The following is a 16056-nucleotide window of genomic DNA, read 5'->3' as shown; positions in this document are numbered from 1 at the left end:
TTGTTATACTTTTGCAGTTGAAAACCATGTGTTTTATTCAAAGTCACATTAGCAGTACTTTATTAAACAGCAGAATTGTGGATTCTGCTGTGGAGAAAATGCTTGTTGACAACTGAACTATATTGTGATTCTCGCATTTCCGCAGAATTTTAATCCCACCTCATTTATTATATTCAATTAATCATTCATTCGCAGAGATGTGGATGGGGTGGTGGCTCTATTTTAGAACAAAGACATTTATTTCCCCTCTATGCCAAAATATACGAAAGAACAGCTTCTCGCAATGAGCATCGAAGAACTTCAAGCGATGGCCAGTGCGATGAAGACGCCAAACTACACCAGTAGCATTCGTGAACAGCTGGTGTATGATATTATTGATGCTCAAGCTGATGAAGTGAGCAATGGGGTGGAAGCTGCGCCTAGACGTAGACGTATCACTACTTATGGACAGGATCACGTGTATTCTGCCACTCAAACAGGGAATAGTGAACGCTTTGATAGCGCGAGAGATGAACGTGCAGCTAAAAGAATGGTAGCAGCTAAGGCGCGTGAGACTGAAGCTGAGGCTGTGCAAGCTTTGCTTGCTGCTGATCATGTGGAGGAGCCTCCTAAGCGTAAGAGAGGACGCCCTACAAAGGCTGAAGTGGAACAACGACGTGCCTATGAAGAAATGATGTTTCGTCAAAAAACGATGATGCGTCAAGCTCAATTGTCAAATACTTCATTGACTTTTGATACGCCTTCTGGGCTTACTGGTATGTTCGGAAATCAATCTCCTGCAATGGATACACCGAGAGCTATAAAAGAGATTAAGCCTGTGGCTGAAGGTTCTGTCATGAATGAAAACATCGAAGTGGCTCATGACAACACTCCTACGGTAGATGTTACAACGACTTCTGAGACTGCCTTTTCTAAGGTCTCCTCTGGTAGTGCGGTGGTTAACGAAGCTGAAAACGACGATCTTCCAGACTTTATCTTAGCACAAATGAGACAGCAAGCTGCTGCCGCTGAATCAACTACAGCGGAGACTGAGGAGAGTGAAGAGAAACACCCTGCGCTGCACAATCCTTTGGCAACTCTATCACAGCATTTCCAACAACGCAGCCAACCGCAGTATGCTAATTTGCCTGTGTTGGAGAAAGCTCCAGAGAGTGATTTTGTGATAGTAGAAGATGTGCCTGTTATCAATAGCACTGATTTCAGTTTTATTCCCGAACTACAAGAACAACCTTATTATAGTGAGCCTGAACCACAGCAGGTGCCTCGATTCCGCAAGTTTAAAGATGATGCATTGGTCAATCCTCAGTTGCTGAATCGTGAGGAGAGTGCCCCCGTGGTGCAACCTCCTACTCTGCTTGATGTTGTCATCGATGGAACAGGAGTTTTAGAACTCACGCCACAGGGCACTGGGTTCCTTCGTTCGTCGGATTATAACTACATGCCTTCTCCTGATGATATCTTTGTAACCCAAAATCAAGTGCGCAATTATGCGCTAAAAATGGGGGATGTGATCGAAGGAAAGGTGAAAGTGCCCAAGGAAGGTGAGAAATATTTCACGCTAACCAGTGTGGATCGCATCAATGGATTGGCTCCAAGCCAAGTGCGTGACCGCATAGCTTTTGAACACCTCACTCCTCTTTTCCCAGACGAGCAGTTTAAGCTCTCTACGCAGCCTAATGCACCGCTCGCTTGTCGCACGGTTGATCTGTTTTCTCCAATAGGTAAGGGACAACGTGCTCTCATAGTGGCTCAACCCAAGACAGGTAAGACCATCTTGATGAAGCAAATCGCTAATGCCATTGCGGCTAATTATCCTGAAACTTATCTCATGATGCTCCTGATTGATGAGCGTCCAGAAGAAGTGACGGATATGGCGCGAACGGTGAACGCCGAGGTGATAGCTTCAACTTTTGATGAACCTGCCACGCATCACGTGCGCATTGCTCAAATGGTGCTTGAGAAGGCAAAACGCATGGTAGAATGTGGTCATGATGTCGTTATTTTCTTAGATTCAATCACTCGTCTTGCGCGAGCATTTAATACTGTGGCTCCTACTTCAGGGAAGATTCTCACTGGTGGTGTGGATGCCAATGCGCTCCAAAAGCCCAAACGCTTCTTTGGTGCTGCACGCAACATCGAGAACGGTGGTTCGCTCACCATCATTGCAACGGCATTGACCGACACGGGATCGAAGATGGATGAAGTGATTTTTGAAGAGTTCAAGGGTACTGGTAATATGGAGTTGCAGCTTGATCGTACTCTGGCTAATAAGCGCATCTTCCCTGCTGTCAATCTTATCCAAAGTTCTACACGTCGCGATGACCTCTTGCTCGATGATAACACGCTTAACCGCATGTATATTATCCGTAAGTTTATCGGTGATATGAGTAGTGTTGAGGCTATGGACTTCGTGAAGAAACGTCTGGAAGATTCTCGTTCTAATGAAGAATTCTTGATGAAAATGAACAAGTAAACTGTTGGTATGAGTGAGTTTTATCACGAAAACAACAATAAACTACCTGGTGACAAGGCTTTTTTGGCCTTGTCACCTCATTTTTGCAAGGAAAAACTTAGTCGTTTCATAAAAAAGACGTAACTTTGCACTCGATATGTCTAGTAAAGACGCATACATAGTCCCCCTGCGCAGCGTTCAGCACGAAGCTGTTGCACGTACACTTCACCTCAGTAATGACTATTTCGCTGATTTAGAGCAAAGCGAAATCATTGGCGGAGACGTGAAGGTCGAAATGCGCGTACGATTTGGTGCAGGAGATACCTATCTGTTTACCTATAAAGGTGAAGGAACAGTGGTAGTGGCATGTGATCGTTGCCTTGATCCAACCACTATTCCCATTGTTTTTGAAGAAGAACTCCGTGTGGGCTATGATGATGATAACGCAGATGCGGATTTGATTGTCATTCCCTTCTCGCAGACTCACTACGACACAGCTTGGGATATCTTTGAATCTATTGCTCTCAATTTGCCACTCCAGCGAGTGCATCCAGAAGGTGAGTGCAATGCTGACATGATGAGTCGCTTCTCCGCAGAGGAGGATTCCGAGGACAATAGTACAGATTTCTCATCTTGATTCCATAGCACGCGATATTCGAGCAGCAAACTCCGTAGCCTAATTCGGAGAAGTTGGCAACCTCGCTGTTCTTTTCTTGTGCATTATAGCTCTTGATTCAACCTGTTGGATTCTCTCCTTGAGATGACGGCTAGCATGATGTAAAAGAGATTCATAATCAACTTACGAACAATAATACAAAAAATACAATACAACAATGGCACATCCTAAAAGAAGACAATCGAAGACTCGTACCCTCAAGCGTCGCACCCATGATGGAGCTGTAGCTCCTACGCTCGCAAAGTGCAGCAACTGCGGTGCTTTCCATCTTTATCACACTGTTTGCCCCTCTTGCGGCTACTATCGTGGTAAGATTGCTATCGTAAAGGCTGAGGTTGCTGAGTAATCTACACGCATTTTGCGGTTTTCGGTGGCTAGTCTAGCCTGCCGGAAACCGCATTCTTGTTTTATCTGGGGCAAAGTCCAACCCCTGCATCGTGCACTAACAGGAAGATTGACCAATGTCGCACCGCCGCTTGCAATTTACGGCGACTTATTTCATTAGCTCTCCCTCAGCACAACGACAAAGTTTGGGCTAACAACTTATATCTTTCCCTCAAATGGAAAAAATCAATGCCGTTATCACGGGCGTAGGCGGATACGTCCCCGAATATGTCCTTAACAACGACGAACTCTCTCGTATGGTTGAAACCAACGATGAGTGGATCATGACCAGAATTGGTATCAAAGAACGTCGCATTCTCAACGAAGAAGGTTTAGGCACTAGCTACATGGCGCGCAAGGCCGTGAAGCAACTCCTTGAAAAGACTATCACCGATCCACAAGACATTGATTGCGTGATCGTAGCCACCACTACGCCCGATTATCCTTTCCCTACAACATCGAGCATAGTAGTGGGACGTGTCGGCATGAAAAATGCCTTCTGTGTTGATCTTCAAGCTGCATGCTGCGGTTTCCTCTTTGCTATGGACATGGCTGCTTCAATGGTGCAGTGCGGACGCTACAAGAAAGTTGTCGTTGTTGGTGCTGATAAAATGTCGTCTATCGTAGACTATAGCGACCGTGCCACTAGTCCAATCTTTGGTGATGGTGCTGCGGCTGTGCTCGTTGAGCCTACGACTGAGGATTTCGGTTGGAAAGACAGCTATCTCCGTGCTGATGGTAAGGGACTTCCTTTCCTCTGCATGCGCGCTGGTGGCTCTGCTTGTCCTCCCTCTTATTTCACTATCGACCACAAGATGCACAAGTTGCACCAAGAAGGACGTACAGTCTATCGCTTTGCTGTGACAAACATGAGCGATGCTTGTGCCACCATTGCCGAACGCAATGGTTTGAATGGCGATAGCATCACATGGGTGCTCCCTCACCAAGCCAACGTGCGCATCATCGAGGCTGTGGCCAACCGCTTGGAGCTCCCTATGGACAAAGTGATGCTCAATATTCAACGCTATGGTAATACCTCAGCTGCCACTCTTCCCCTTGCGCTTTGGGACTATGAAAAGCAGCTTAAGAAGGGTGATAACATCGTGCTTACAGCCTTTGGAGCAGGTTTCACCTGGGGTGCTGCCTACATGAAGTGGGGATATGATGGTCAGTAGTTTCTATTGATTAGACCTATCTTAAGCCTCAGTTGCACTTTGATTCTCCCAAAGTTGTAACCCCAAATAATGAGCGACTTTCGGTCTTGCACTGGGCACTGGCTGGAAGTCGCTTCTTCTATCGTTTTATTCATTGGTACTCCAGGACTTCAGACTCAAGGATGAGGAGAATAAAACGTCTTTTCTTACAACTGGCTCATTAGATGCCCTTCTTCAATTCTCAACGTATATTCTATGCATAAAGCAGGTTTCGTAAATATTGTAGGTAATCCCAATGTGGGGAAATCCACTCTCATGAATCTCCTCATGGGCGAACGTATTTCCATAGCAACATTCAAAGCCCAGACCACAAGACACCGTATTATGGGTATTATCAATTCGGAGGATGCTCAAATAGTATTTTCTGACACCCCTGGTGTGCTCAAACCTAATTACAAGTTGCAGGAGTCCATGTTGGCATTCTCAGAAGGAGCTTTGCAAGATGCTGATATTTTGCTCTATGTGACTGATGTAGTCGAGAAACCAGACAAGAATGCAGATTTCATCACTAAGGTGCAACGCATGAAGATTCCCGTTTTTGTGTTGATCAATAAAATAGACCTCTCCAATCAAGAGGGTGTGATGAAGCTGATAGAAGCTTGGCACGAAGTTTTGCCAACAGCAGAAATCTTCCCGATTTCAGCACAAGCAAAGTTTAATGTTGATGCTGTGCTAGCAAGAATTAAAGAGTTGTTGCCTGACTCACCCCCTTATTTCGATAAAGATCAATGGACAGACAAGCCAGCTCGGTTCTTCGTGAATGAAATTATCCGCGAAAAGATTCTTCTTTATTATGATAAGGAGATTCCCTATTCGGTGGAAGTAGCAGTAGAAGAGTTCAAGGAATCAGAGAAGAATATTCGCATTCGTGCGATTATCTACGTAGAGCGCGATAGCCAGAAGGGTATAATTATAGGTCATAAAGGCGTTGCGCTGAAGAAGGTGTCTACCGAAGCTCGTAAAACCCTAGAGAAGTTCTTCCAAAAGAGTATATATCTAGAAGTCTATGTGAAAGTGGACAAAGACTGGCGACAAAATGATCGTCGTCTTGAAGCCTTTGGTTATCGTCTAGACTAGATAGTTGCAGCTCGTAGTAGCACCGCTATGTGCGAGTTGTCAAAAGAAATCATGGATTAGGTGGATGACTCCACCCAATAAATCCGTAGGGATCGTGTAAACCACCCTCTGTATGAATATGATATACAGAGGGTGGTTTTTATAAACTTGAAATTAGAATTTAAGAATGTCTGTAGTTGCATGCTAGTTTCTGGCTTTTCTGTTAGGTTATCGTGTAGATGATGAAGGAAAAAAGAGTGATAACGAGTCTCATCTTGCTATGATTTTGTGTGTACCCTTTTAGTCTAAACAGGAAAAAAGAACTTGTTTTCTTGCTCGTTTTATCAGGCATATTAGAAAAACTCAGAAGAATTTCATTGTCGCTCAGAAATGTTCATTTCTGGCTCTGAAATTTTTCTGTTTTTTTTGCGCTTTTGCTTTGTACGAAGGAAATAAATTCGTAGATTTGCAACACGAAGAAAGCAAATCAAGGCCAAAATGCCATGCACTTCGATTGATATTTTTGCAATACAATCCCATTAGTTTAGTCTATACAACAATGGAAACTCAAGCACTTAGCGGTCTTAATCCCGCCGATTTTCAAAAGGAAATTGATGGAAAGAAGACAAATCTTTTCTTCTTGCGCAATATCCAAGGTAATGAAGTTGCTATTACCAACTATGGTGGTACTATTGTGGCAATCATGGTGCCCGATCGTGATGGAAAGCACACCAATGTGATTCAAGCACATGACAATATTGATGCTTGTATCAATTCACCTGAACCCTTCCTCTCTACTTTAGTTGGTCGCTACGGCAACCGTATTGCGCGAGGACGTTTCCAACTTAACGGCAAAGAATACCGTCTTTCTGTGAACAATGGTCCTAATCATCTTCATGGTGGTCCAACTGGTTTTCATGCACGTGTGTGGGATGCAGAGCAGATTGGCGCACAAACGCTTGTGCTTCGCTATGTATCTCCCTATTATGAAGAAGGTTTCCCTGGTGAACTCTCCATGACGGTGCGTTATACTTGGACGGATGAAAATGAACTTGTAATAGATTATCGCGGCACTACTAACAAGAAGACGGTGGTGAATATGACAAGTCATGGTTTCTTCTCTCTCCAAGGTTTAGGAAATCCTACACCAACAGCCATGGATACTGTGTGTGAAATCAACGCAGATTTCTACATTCCTATTGACGAAACTTGTATTCCTACTGGTGAAGTGCGTAAGGTAGAAGGCACACCTTTTGATTTCCGTACTCCTCATGTAGTTGGTGAACGTATTGATGATCCAAAAGACGAACAAATCAAGAATGGAGCTGGTTACGATCATTGCTTTGTGCTGAATAAAAAGGAAGTTGGTGAACTCTCCTTTGCAGCTAAAATCAAGGAGCCTGTGAGTGGTCGCACGATGGAAGTCTATACCACAGAGCCAGGAATGCAGTTCTATTCAGATAACTGGGCTAATGGATTTCCTGGTTATCATGGTGCTACTTTCGGACGTCGTTCTGCACTCTGCTTTGAAGCACAACATTTTCCCGATAGCCCCAATAAACCACATTTCCCCAGCGTCGTGTTGAATCCTGGTGAAGTGTACACGCAAAAGACAGTCTACAAATTTGGTGTAGAAGCTTAATGGAAAGCATCAGCTCGTGCTGGGTGATGTCTCAGTACGAGCCTTTTCTCTCGAAAACTAATTAAATAAAAATCTAATCAAATACATTCAATGGCTCAAAAAACCAAACAATGGGGTGCAATTATTGTGATGATTGCCCTCTTCGCTATGATTGCCTTCGTGACAAACCTCTGCACGCCCATGGCAACGATTATTAAAAACCAAGGTCCTATCTCCAATGTGTTGGCACAGATTGGTAACTATGGTAACTTCGTAGCTTATCTTGTGATGGGTATCCCCGCAGGTTTGCTCATTTCTAAGTATGGTTACAAGAAAACAGCCCTTGGTGGTCTCGTTGTCGGTATGGTGGGTATTGCTATCCAATGGTTTAGCGGACAGCTCAACGCTCAAGAAAACCTCGGTTTGGTGTTTGCTGTATATCTTGCTGGTGCGTTCATCGCAGGTCTCTGCATGGCTATCCTCAACAGCGTTGTGAACCCTATGCTTAACGTCCTTGGTGGCGGTGGTAACTCAGGTAATCAGCTCATTCAGCTCGGTGGTGTGTTCAACTCTTCTGCTGCTGTGGCTTGCTACATTCTTATGGGTGCTCTCATCGCAGATGTAAGCAAGGCTCGTATTTCTGATGCTTCTCCTGCTTTGCTCATTGCTTTTGCGATTTTTGCTATTGCTTTTGTTGTGATTCTTTTTACCAAGATTGAAGAGCCTGTCAAAGAAGAAAAAGAGTCTAGCACGCTCACTACAGGTCAATTGATTGCTGGTGCACTCGGTTTCCGTCACTTTGCTCTCGGTGCTTTGGCTATCTTCCTCTACATGGGCATTGAAGTAGGTGTACCTAACTTCGTGCAGCAAGACCTGGTAGCTCAAGGTATTCCTGTAGCTACGGTTGGTTTGCTCGTTGCTGTATATTGGTTTATGATGCTTGTAGGACGTTTTGTAGGTGCTAGTATCGGTAGCAAGGTGAGCAGCCGCGCTATGATTACTGCTGTTTCTACTGCAACTCTTGTGCTTGTACTCTTCGGTATGTTTGCTCCTAGCGATGTTTTGGTAAACTTCCCCGGTGTAAACTGGAGTACTCTTGAACTCATCTGGCAACCCATTCCTCTTGGCACCTTCTCTCTTCTCCTTGTCGGTCTTTGCACCTCTGTGATGTGGGGAGCGATCTTCAACCTCGCAGTAGAAGGTCTTGGACGTTTCACTGCAATCGCCAGTGGTATCTTCATGACCATGGTCTTTGGTTGTGCTGTGATGATGGCTGTTCAAGGCTATGTAGCCGACCTCTTTGGTTACAATGCTAGCTTCTGGGTGGTAGTATTCTGCGCGGCTTATATTCTCTTCTACGCACTTGTTGGAAGCCGCGTAAGCCGTCGTGATGAAGCTTAATTTCCAAGTATTTCTATAGCCTTGTGGCAATGCCTCCCTACTCGGGGAGAGCATTGCACCACTAGGTATTCCTCATAACCCCTCAAAACAATATTTTCCATGAAACTTACTATCGATGACGTTCGTAGCCGTTTTCAAAAACACTTCGACGGCACTACTGGTTCTGTATATGCTTCTCCTGGTCGTATCAACTTGATTGGTGAACACACCGACTACAACAACGGATTCGTATTCCCTGGTGCTGTACAGCAAGGTATGATTGCAGAAATCAAGCCCAACGGCACTCGCACAGTACGCGCTTACTCTATCGACTTGAAGGACTATACAGAGTTTTCTCTTGATGATCCCGCAGGTCCTTCTGCAAGTTGGGCACGTTACATCTTTGGTGTTTGCCGCGAAATGATGGAACTCGGTGTTCCTGTAGAAGGTTTCAACACTGCTTTTGCAGGTGACGTACCCCTTGGAGCTGGAATGAGTTCTTCTGCAGCTCTTGAATCAGTTTATGCTTTTGCACTCAATGATATTTGGGGTGAAAACAAAATTGAAAAAATGGAACTTGCACGTGTTGGTCAACGCACAGAGCACAAATATGTAGGTTGCAACTGCGGTATTATGGACCAATTTGCTTCCGTTCATGGTAAGGCTGGCTCTCTCATGCGTCTTGACTGCCGCAGCGGTGAGTTTGAATACTTCCCTTTTAACCCTAAGGGCTATAAGCTTGTTCTTGTGAACTCTCAAGTGAAGCACGAACTCGTGGGTTCTCCTTACAATGATCGTCGCCGTAGCTGCGAACGTGTAGCTGAAGCTATCCATAAGCTTCACCCTGAAGTTGAGAGCTTACGTGATGCTAGCTACGAACAACTCGATGAAGTTCGTGGTCAAGTGAGTGAAGAAGATGCACTCCGTGCACACTATGTTATCGGTGAACGTGAACGCGTGCTCACAGTATGTGATGCTCTTGAGAAGGGTGACTATGAAACTGTGGGCAAGATGATGTATGAAACCCACGAAGGTCTCTCCAAAGAGTACGAAGTATCTTGCGAAGAACTCGATTATCTCAATGATGTAGCGCGTGAAGAAGGCGTAACAGGTTCACGTATCATGGGTGGTGGCTTTGGTGGTTGCACTATTAACCTCGTAGCCGATGAGCTCTATGACAACTTCTGCAAGGTGGTTAAGGAAAAATTCACTGCAAAGTTTGGCAAGGAACCCATTATCATCGATGTGGTTATCGGTGATGGGGCTCGTAAACTCTGCTAATCGAGCACACACTTTTTGTGCGTAGGGCTTCGCAAAAGCCCTTTATTCTAAAAAGCACTGAGCGATTTCCTCGCTCAGTGCTTTTTTTTCTCATTAAAAATAGCGATATTTGCAGGTACTATGTCTATTCTCGAAAGCCCACTAATTGATTGGGCGATATTTAGTAGCACCATTCAGCTAATCGTCAAAGGATTGCTCATTGGTATCATCGTGTCTGCACCGATGGGGCCAGTGGGGGTGCTCTGTATTCAGCGTACCATGCATCGAGGACGTAACGTTGGTTTAGTTACTGGCTTGGGAGCTTCCCTTTCCGACCTCATTTACGCCATCATCACTGGTGCTGGTATGACCCTCGTTATGTCATTTGTAGAACAAGAACAGAACATATATTGGATGAAGATTGGTGGAAGTGCCATTCTCTTTGGTTTTGGTTTGCACACACTTTTAAGCAATCCTCTCAAAGCTATTCGCCGTTCAAAACATAAGCGTGGTAGTTTAGTACACAATTTTATCACTTCTTTCTTTCTCACGCTCTCCAATCCCCTAATCATCTTTCTCTTCATTGCTCTGTTTGCGCAGCTCACTTTTACGGTGCCGCAAAATCCCTTCGGTGCATTTTGGGGCTATATGTCCATCTTCGGAGGGGCAATGTTGTGGTGGGGAGGACTGACCTACCTCATCACACGCATGAAGAACTCATTTGGTTATCGAGGAATGATTGTGCTCAATCGCACCATAGGTGTCATCGTGCTCACGGTGAGTGTTATCTATGCTTTCCTTACCCTCTTTCACATCCAAGTTAGAATACCCATCTCTTCCTAGTCTGTTATGCTGATAGCTCAACGTCTTCAATATACCAATCGTTCTGAATACTTATTATATATGTGGCAGGTCGAAGACATTCTTCGTGCGCATCACTGTAGTATTGATGAACTCCGCGAGAACTATTTGTCTCGCTTTGAAGTGTCTGAATTGCAGCGAGTAGCCATGGACGAATGGTATGGCCATCTCTGCACAATGATGCGTGAAGAAGGAGTGATTGAGCAAGGACATTTACAAATCAATAAGAACGTCATAGAGGGTTTGGCAGAGGTCCATGAACTCTTGGTCGATAATGCCAAGTATCCTTATTATCGACAGATGTATTACAAAGTATTGCCCTACATCGTCGAACTTCGCGCTAAACAATCGACAGAGCATAAGACATCAGGTATAGGAGTGCCCCAGGAGCTAGAACTTTGTTTTGAATTACTTTATGGAGTTATGCTTCTGCGTTTACAAAAAAAAGAGGTTAGCAGTGAAACGCTAGCGGCTGCCAAAGATGTATCCACCTTCCTCGGTCAGCTGTCTGACTATTGGAATGTAAATCGAGAAGGGAAGTTAGAAAGTAATGATTAGGGTGGCATTGACATTTAGTGTATAGTCTCATTACATCATAGATATTTAGAATAACACATGACAGATAAAAGAGATATTCGTCATAGCAATCAAAGGTTTACTCGCTATCATTTCTTGTTAGTGTTTTGGGGGCTTGTGGCTTTTCTCTTCGGCATAAAACTTCTTTTCCCAGAATGGGCATCCCGACAAATTGAGAGTTTTACACAGTCTGCTAGAGATGCAGTGTCACAAGCCGATGATTCTGTGACAGTGCATAGTCGCTCAGAGGATAGTCTCTTTTTAGCTCCTCGTCGCAATCCTATTTGGCTCACCAAAGACGGGACACCAGTGAAGAATCGTGTGACGTCAGTTCCCACATTCGATGAAGCTTTCCCAGACTTGAACGATGTGCAGTTGGCTACTGCTTCAAAAATTGGTATTCAGTCGTGCCAGAATAGGGAAGAGGCCACCCGTCATGGTAGTAAACTAGTCTTCATCGGAGATAGTCCTTATTACATAGTCAAACCATTAGCACATAGTATTCCCTATCTTGTGCCTAGAGCAGCCACATTGCTCGAAGAGATTAGTCGTTCCTTTTTAGATAGTCTTACAACCAAAGGTATTCCTTTTCATAAACTGATTGTGACTTCTGTGCTCCGTACGGAGGAAGATGTGCAGCGTTTACGTCGTCATAATGGCAACGCCTCGGAGAATAGCTGTCATCGCTTTGGCACTACCTTTGACATCTCCTACAATCATTATTTCAGAGTGCAAGATCCTGCTCTTCCTCCACAGGTAGAGACATGGGCAGTGACCCTAAAGAGTATTTTAGCCGAAGTGCTGAATGATCAGCGCAAACGGGGCACTTGCTATGTCAAATATGAAGTTCACCAATCCTGCTTTCACATCACAGCACGCTAGTAAGAGTTAGTGTGCTGTGATGTGTGCGTTTTTTATCATGTTATAACTAGTAATAACTGAAATAAAGCGCGATTTTTGGCTTGTTCCTCGATAGTTAGTATCTTTGCAGTAGGAGTTTCCTGTTTTTTACACCAGTTTTAGTGTTTATCTGTGTAATCAGTTTCCTTTTTAACTCCCCAATCAAAAGCGTATGCAACAACGTCTTTCACTTTGCTTCTTTCGTCGATGGCTTGCAGTCGTCGCTCTGTTGTTGAGCTGGTTCGTTGGAGCTTCAGCAAAGGTCTGGACACCTGAAGAGGTGCCCGTTCCGCGCTATCAAGATCGTACGCAATATGTGAGTAATCCCGAGCACATCCTTTCTCAGTCCACAGTAGATAGTCTAAATGTAATCCTCCAACATTTAGAGGAAACAAAAGGTGTGCAAACTCTAGTGGCTGTACTTGACAAACTAGAAGGTGATGATCCTTACGAATTTGCTATGGCTCTTGCTAGAAAACATGGAGTGGGGGACAAAAGAACCAATACTGGTTTGGTAATCGTTCTGGCAGTAGGAGACCGAAGCTATCAATTTCTCACCGGAAATGGTCTTGAAGGTACCTTGCCCGATGGGCAAATCCAGCTCATAGAAGACCGCTTTTTTGTTCCTCTCCTCAAAAAACAAGATTGGGATGGGGCGATGCTCGTTGCAATCAAGGCCATCAATCAAGTGGCACAAGGAGACTCAGAGCTAAAAGCGCTAGAGGATACTGGTAATGTGGGAGGAGGCGTGTTTTTGGTCATCGTTTTGTTCCTCGTAGTGTTGATTTATTGTTTGTATCTACTCAATGTCACACATCCCCGATGTCCACAATGTCGGAAACGAAAAGTAGAAAAACTTCGTCAACAAGAGCAGCGATTGATTCGTAACGGCCGAGCCGTGCGATTAGTAGTCATCACCTATCGGTGCAAGCATTGTGGGCAAGTGTTCACTCGTGAGCGGACTGAAGATGACGATCAAGATGACTCTTCAGCTTCAGGCCTTCTTGCAGGTATGCTTTTAGGGAGCATGCTGAGAGGTGGTCGCGGCCGCGGTGGCTCGTTTGGTGGAGGTTCATTTGGTGGTGGATCTTTTGGTGGAGGCGGATCTGGTGGCCGTTTCTGATGGAAGGGCATTTCTTAGTCTCATACCTGCTTACCCTTTTCTCCACATTCAGAAAACAAATCGTTTCCTTTACATATAGACTTTTTCAATATCCCTTCAAATACATATCGTATGAAAAGTTCTAATAGAATTCTTTGGATCATCCTTGCAGTCGTTGTTGTCCTCGTAGGTTTCGGCGGTTGCCAGTACAATAGTCTTATGACAAAAGACGAAGCTGTAAATCAGGTATGGGGAGATTTGCAGAGTAGTTACCAACGTCGTGCTGATCTCATACCTAATCTTGTGAGCACTGTCAAAGGCTATGCCAAGCATGAAAGCACTACACTTGAGAACGTTATTGCAGCTCGTGCTAAGGCTTCACAAATCACGCTAGATCCCTCCAATGCAACTCCCGAACAACTTGCTGCCTACCAGAATGCACAAGGACAACTCTCGCAAGCACTCGGCAAACTAATGATGCTGCAAGAGCAGTATCCCGACTTGAAAGCTAATGAGCAATTTTCAATGCTCCAAGCTCAATTGGAAGGGACGGAGAATCGCATCAACGAAGCACGTAAGAAGTATAATGAATCTGTGCGTGACTACAACGTAAGTGTGCGACGTTTCCCCATCAACCTCCTTGCAGGTATGTTTGGCTTTGAAAAACGTGCCACTTTTGAAGCGACTGCTGATGCACAAAATGCTCCTAGTGTAAACTTTTAACCCCTCCTATAAGAGTCATTTGTTCTAAGTCATCGCACATAGTTAGAGATTTCTGACAAGGCTATGTTCTTTTGGTTTTAGAAAAGATAGGGAGTTCTTCTCCTTACAATCTGGCTCTCAGTTCCTTCCTCCAACTCTTTTCAGCCCCCTTACTATGGACAAGAACCAACGTTACATGATGCGTGGTGTTAGCGCAATGAAAGAAGATGTGCATGCCGCCATTAAAAACATTGACAAAGGTATTTTCCCCCAAGCCTTTTGCAAAATTATCCCTGATATTTTGGGCGGAGATCCTGAATACTGCAACATCATGCACGCTGATGGAGCAGGTACAAAGTCGAGTTTGGCTTATATGTACTGGAAAGAAACAGGAGACTTGTCAGTGTGGAAAGGCATTGCTCAAGATGCACTCATCATGAACACTGACGATCTGCTCTGCGTTGGGGCTGTAGACAATATCTTAGTCTCTTCTACAATTGGCAGAAACAAGATGCTCATTCCTGGTGAGGTTATCAGTGCCATCATTAATGGGACTGATGAGCTTTTGGAAAATCTTCGCAACATGGGAGTTGGCATCTATGCTACAGGCGGTGAAACGGCTGATGTTGGCGATCTGGTGCGTACTATTATTGTAGATAGCACTGTCACCTGTCGCATGAAGAGGAGTGATGTCATTGACAATGCCAACATTCGTCCAGGAGATGTGATAGTGGGACTCTCTTCAAGCGGACAAGCCACTTATGAAACGGAGTACAATGGTGGTATGGGCAGCAATGGATTAACTTCAGCTCGCCATGATGTCTTTGCCAAGTATCTCGCTGAAAAGTATCCTGAAAGCTTTGATAAAGCCGTGCCAGAAGAACTGGTATATAGTGGTCATTATCAACTCACGGATGCTGTGGAAGGAAGTCCGGTCAATGCAGGCAAACTAGTGCTGTCTCCCACTCGCACTTATGCTCCTGTAGTCAAGAGATTGCTCGATGAGTTACGTCCTGAAATCCATGGTATGGTTCATTGCACTGGTGGAGCTCAGACCAAAGTTTTACACTTTGTGTCCGACAATTGTCGTGTCATCAAGGACAACATGTTCCCCGTTCCTCCCTTGTTCCGCACTATAGCAGAGGAGAGTGGAGCAGACTGGAGCGAGATGTATAAGGTATTCAATATGGGACACCGCTTAGAAATCTATCTCTCCCCAGAACATGCCGAGCGTGTTATTGAAATTTCAAAATCTTTCAACATAGATGCGCAAGTGATTGGGCACGTAGAAGAAGGTAAGAAGTCGCTTACAATCCGAAGTGAGTTTGGTGAGTTCAACTATTAGGTTCTTATAGTACACCAATCTCTGAGTGTCCTATACAACCATAATTAGCAACGAACTAAACCTCGTATGAAATCTTTTCTTTATAGCAGTTTTTACTGCTGTATTGCTGTGATGCTTCTCGCTAGCTGTGCGGTTCGGGGAAAATACTCCGAAGATGATGCAGAAACAGCTGACTCTGCCTATGATACTTCAGACGATTCACAAGGTAATAATCATGATGCAGAGGACAATTTTAGTGGAGCTTCTTCCAGGCACATGGACTCTGAAGATAATGAAGGAAGTTCCACTATGATGAGTGACAGACTGTCACCCGAGGATGAGGCTTATGAAGCTGGTCATTCTCAAGGTTATGACGATGGCTCTGCCGACGCAGGCACTGGCAGCGATCATGGCACAAGTTTTGACGAAGATAATAAGTATCAAGGCAAAGCAGCCGAGCAATACGAAGAAGGCTATAACGCAGGCTATAACGAAGGGTTTAACGAATTGACACGCTAATATATAAGCTTACACTTCACCTGCTGGTC

General features: G+C 44.6%; 15 protein-coding genes. All 15 read left to right on the top strand.

What is annotated here, in order from left to right; translation table 11 throughout:
- The first annotated feature begins 250 nt into the window (after positions 1-250).
- The gene (gene rho, locus HMPREF9999_RS04445; protein ID WP_009437227.1) at positions 251-2473 is read left to right on the top strand and encodes a transcription termination factor Rho; all 2223 of its coding nucleotides are present in this window, start codon (positions 251-253) and stop codon (positions 2471-2473) included.
- A gap of 136 nt (positions 2474-2609) precedes the next feature.
- Entirely contained in the window at positions 2610-3089 is a 480-nt protein-coding gene (locus HMPREF9999_RS04440; RefSeq protein ID WP_009437226.1) for a YceD family protein, read from the top strand.
- A 196-nt stretch (positions 3090-3285) separates the two neighbouring features.
- Complete coding sequence (gene rpmF / locus HMPREF9999_RS04435; RefSeq protein ID WP_009437225.1) at positions 3286-3474, top strand: 50S ribosomal protein L32; 189 nt, start codon at positions 3286-3288, stop codon at positions 3472-3474.
- Positions 3475-3688: 214 nt separating this feature from the next.
- Positions 3689-4687 (top strand): beta-ketoacyl-ACP synthase III, encoded by a 999-nt coding sequence (locus tag HMPREF9999_RS04430; RefSeq protein ID WP_009437224.1) that lies wholly within the window; start codon positions 3689-3691, stop codon positions 4685-4687.
- Between the two features lie 234 nt (positions 4688-4921).
- The gene (gene era, locus HMPREF9999_RS04425) at positions 4922-5803 is read left to right on the top strand and encodes a GTPase Era (RefSeq protein WP_009437222.1); all 882 of its coding nucleotides are present in this window, start codon (positions 4922-4924) and stop codon (positions 5801-5803) included.
- Positions 5804-6341: 538 nt separating this feature from the next.
- Entirely contained in the window at positions 6342-7424 is a 1083-nt protein-coding gene (locus tag HMPREF9999_RS04420) for an aldose epimerase family protein (protein WP_009437220.1), read from the top strand.
- Between the two features lie 90 nt (positions 7425-7514).
- Positions 7515-8804 (top strand): MFS transporter, encoded by a 1290-nt coding sequence (locus tag HMPREF9999_RS04415; RefSeq protein ID WP_009437219.1) that lies wholly within the window; start codon positions 7515-7517, stop codon positions 8802-8804.
- Positions 8805-8903: 99 nt separating this feature from the next.
- A complete protein-coding gene (galK, locus tag HMPREF9999_RS04410) occupies positions 8904-10064 on the top strand; it encodes a galactokinase (protein WP_009437218.1) in 1161 nt (386 codons plus the stop codon).
- A 120-nt stretch (positions 10065-10184) separates the two neighbouring features.
- The gene (locus tag HMPREF9999_RS04405; protein ID WP_009437217.1) at positions 10185-10886 is read left to right on the top strand and encodes a LysE family translocator; all 702 of its coding nucleotides are present in this window, start codon (positions 10185-10187) and stop codon (positions 10884-10886) included.
- 6 nt (positions 10887-10892) lie between these two features.
- Positions 10893-11462 carry a DUF4924 family protein gene (locus HMPREF9999_RS04400; protein ID WP_009437216.1) on the top strand — a complete coding sequence of 190 codons (570 nt, stop codon included), beginning with the start codon at positions 10893-10895 and terminating at the stop codon, positions 11460-11462.
- A 57-nt stretch (positions 11463-11519) separates the two neighbouring features.
- Positions 11520-12362: a DUF5715 family protein gene (locus tag HMPREF9999_RS04395; protein WP_009437215.1), complete on the top strand. Its 843-nt coding sequence runs from the start codon at positions 11520-11522 to the stop codon at positions 12360-12362.
- 190 nt (positions 12363-12552) lie between these two features.
- A complete protein-coding gene (locus tag HMPREF9999_RS04390) occupies positions 12553-13503 on the top strand; it encodes a TPM domain-containing protein (RefSeq protein ID WP_009437214.1) in 951 nt (316 codons plus the stop codon).
- A gap of 111 nt (positions 13504-13614) precedes the next feature.
- A complete protein-coding gene (locus HMPREF9999_RS04385) occupies positions 13615-14205 on the top strand; it encodes a LemA family protein (protein ID WP_009437213.1) in 591 nt (196 codons plus the stop codon).
- A gap of 154 nt (positions 14206-14359) precedes the next feature.
- Entirely contained in the window at positions 14360-15529 is a 1170-nt protein-coding gene (locus HMPREF9999_RS04380) for an AIR synthase-related protein (RefSeq protein WP_009437212.1), read from the top strand.
- A gap of 66 nt (positions 15530-15595) precedes the next feature.
- The gene (locus HMPREF9999_RS04375; protein WP_157049608.1) at positions 15596-16027 is read left to right on the top strand and encodes a hypothetical protein; all 432 of its coding nucleotides are present in this window, start codon (positions 15596-15598) and stop codon (positions 16025-16027) included.
- Positions 16028-16056: the final 29 nt, after the last annotated feature.

It is taken from the genome of Alloprevotella sp. oral taxon 473 str. F0040 (genome assembly GCF_000318095.2).
Classification (GTDB): Bacteria; Bacteroidota; Bacteroidia; order Bacteroidales; family Bacteroidaceae; genus Alloprevotella.
Note: the sequence above shows the minus strand (reverse complement) of the source record. Positions and strands in the feature narration are given on the sequence as shown.

What these genes read in the sequence shown, in the direction of transcription:
- galK (WP_009437218.1), top strand. Translation starts at nt 8,904, where the DNA reads ATGAAACTTACTATCGATGACGTTCGTAGCCGTTTTCAAAAACACTTC.
- rpmF (WP_009437225.1), top strand. Translation starts at nt 3,286, where the DNA reads ATGGCACATCCTAAAAGAAGACAATCGAAGACTCGTACCCTCAAGCGT.
- HMPREF9999_RS04390 (WP_009437214.1), top strand. Translation starts at nt 12,553, where the DNA reads ATGCAACAACGTCTTTCACTTTGCTTCTTTCGTCGATGGCTTGCAGTC.
- HMPREF9999_RS04400 (WP_009437216.1), top strand. Translation starts at nt 10,893, where the DNA reads ATGCTGATAGCTCAACGTCTTCAATATACCAATCGTTCTGAATACTTA.
- HMPREF9999_RS04395 (WP_009437215.1), top strand. Translation starts at nt 11,520, where the DNA reads ATGACAGATAAAAGAGATATTCGTCATAGCAATCAAAGGTTTACTCGC.
- HMPREF9999_RS04380 (WP_009437212.1), top strand. Translation starts at nt 14,360, where the DNA reads ATGGACAAGAACCAACGTTACATGATGCGTGGTGTTAGCGCAATGAAA.
- era (WP_009437222.1), top strand. Translation starts at nt 4,922, where the DNA reads ATGCATAAAGCAGGTTTCGTAAATATTGTAGGTAATCCCAATGTGGGG.
- HMPREF9999_RS04440 (WP_009437226.1), top strand. Translation starts at nt 2,610, where the DNA reads ATGTCTAGTAAAGACGCATACATAGTCCCCCTGCGCAGCGTTCAGCAC.
- HMPREF9999_RS04405 (WP_009437217.1), top strand. Translation starts at nt 10,185, where the DNA reads ATGTCTATTCTCGAAAGCCCACTAATTGATTGGGCGATATTTAGTAGC.
- HMPREF9999_RS04375 (WP_157049608.1), top strand. Translation starts at nt 15,596, where the DNA reads ATGAAATCTTTTCTTTATAGCAGTTTTTACTGCTGTATTGCTGTGATG.
- HMPREF9999_RS04385 (WP_009437213.1), top strand. Translation starts at nt 13,615, where the DNA reads ATGAAAAGTTCTAATAGAATTCTTTGGATCATCCTTGCAGTCGTTGTT.
- rho (WP_009437227.1), top strand. Translation starts at nt 251, where the DNA reads ATGCCAAAATATACGAAAGAACAGCTTCTCGCAATGAGCATCGAAGAA.
- HMPREF9999_RS04420 (WP_009437220.1), top strand. Translation starts at nt 6,342, where the DNA reads ATGGAAACTCAAGCACTTAGCGGTCTTAATCCCGCCGATTTTCAAAAG.
- HMPREF9999_RS04430 (WP_009437224.1), top strand. Translation starts at nt 3,689, where the DNA reads ATGGAAAAAATCAATGCCGTTATCACGGGCGTAGGCGGATACGTCCCC.
- HMPREF9999_RS04415 (WP_009437219.1), top strand. Translation starts at nt 7,515, where the DNA reads ATGGCTCAAAAAACCAAACAATGGGGTGCAATTATTGTGATGATTGCC.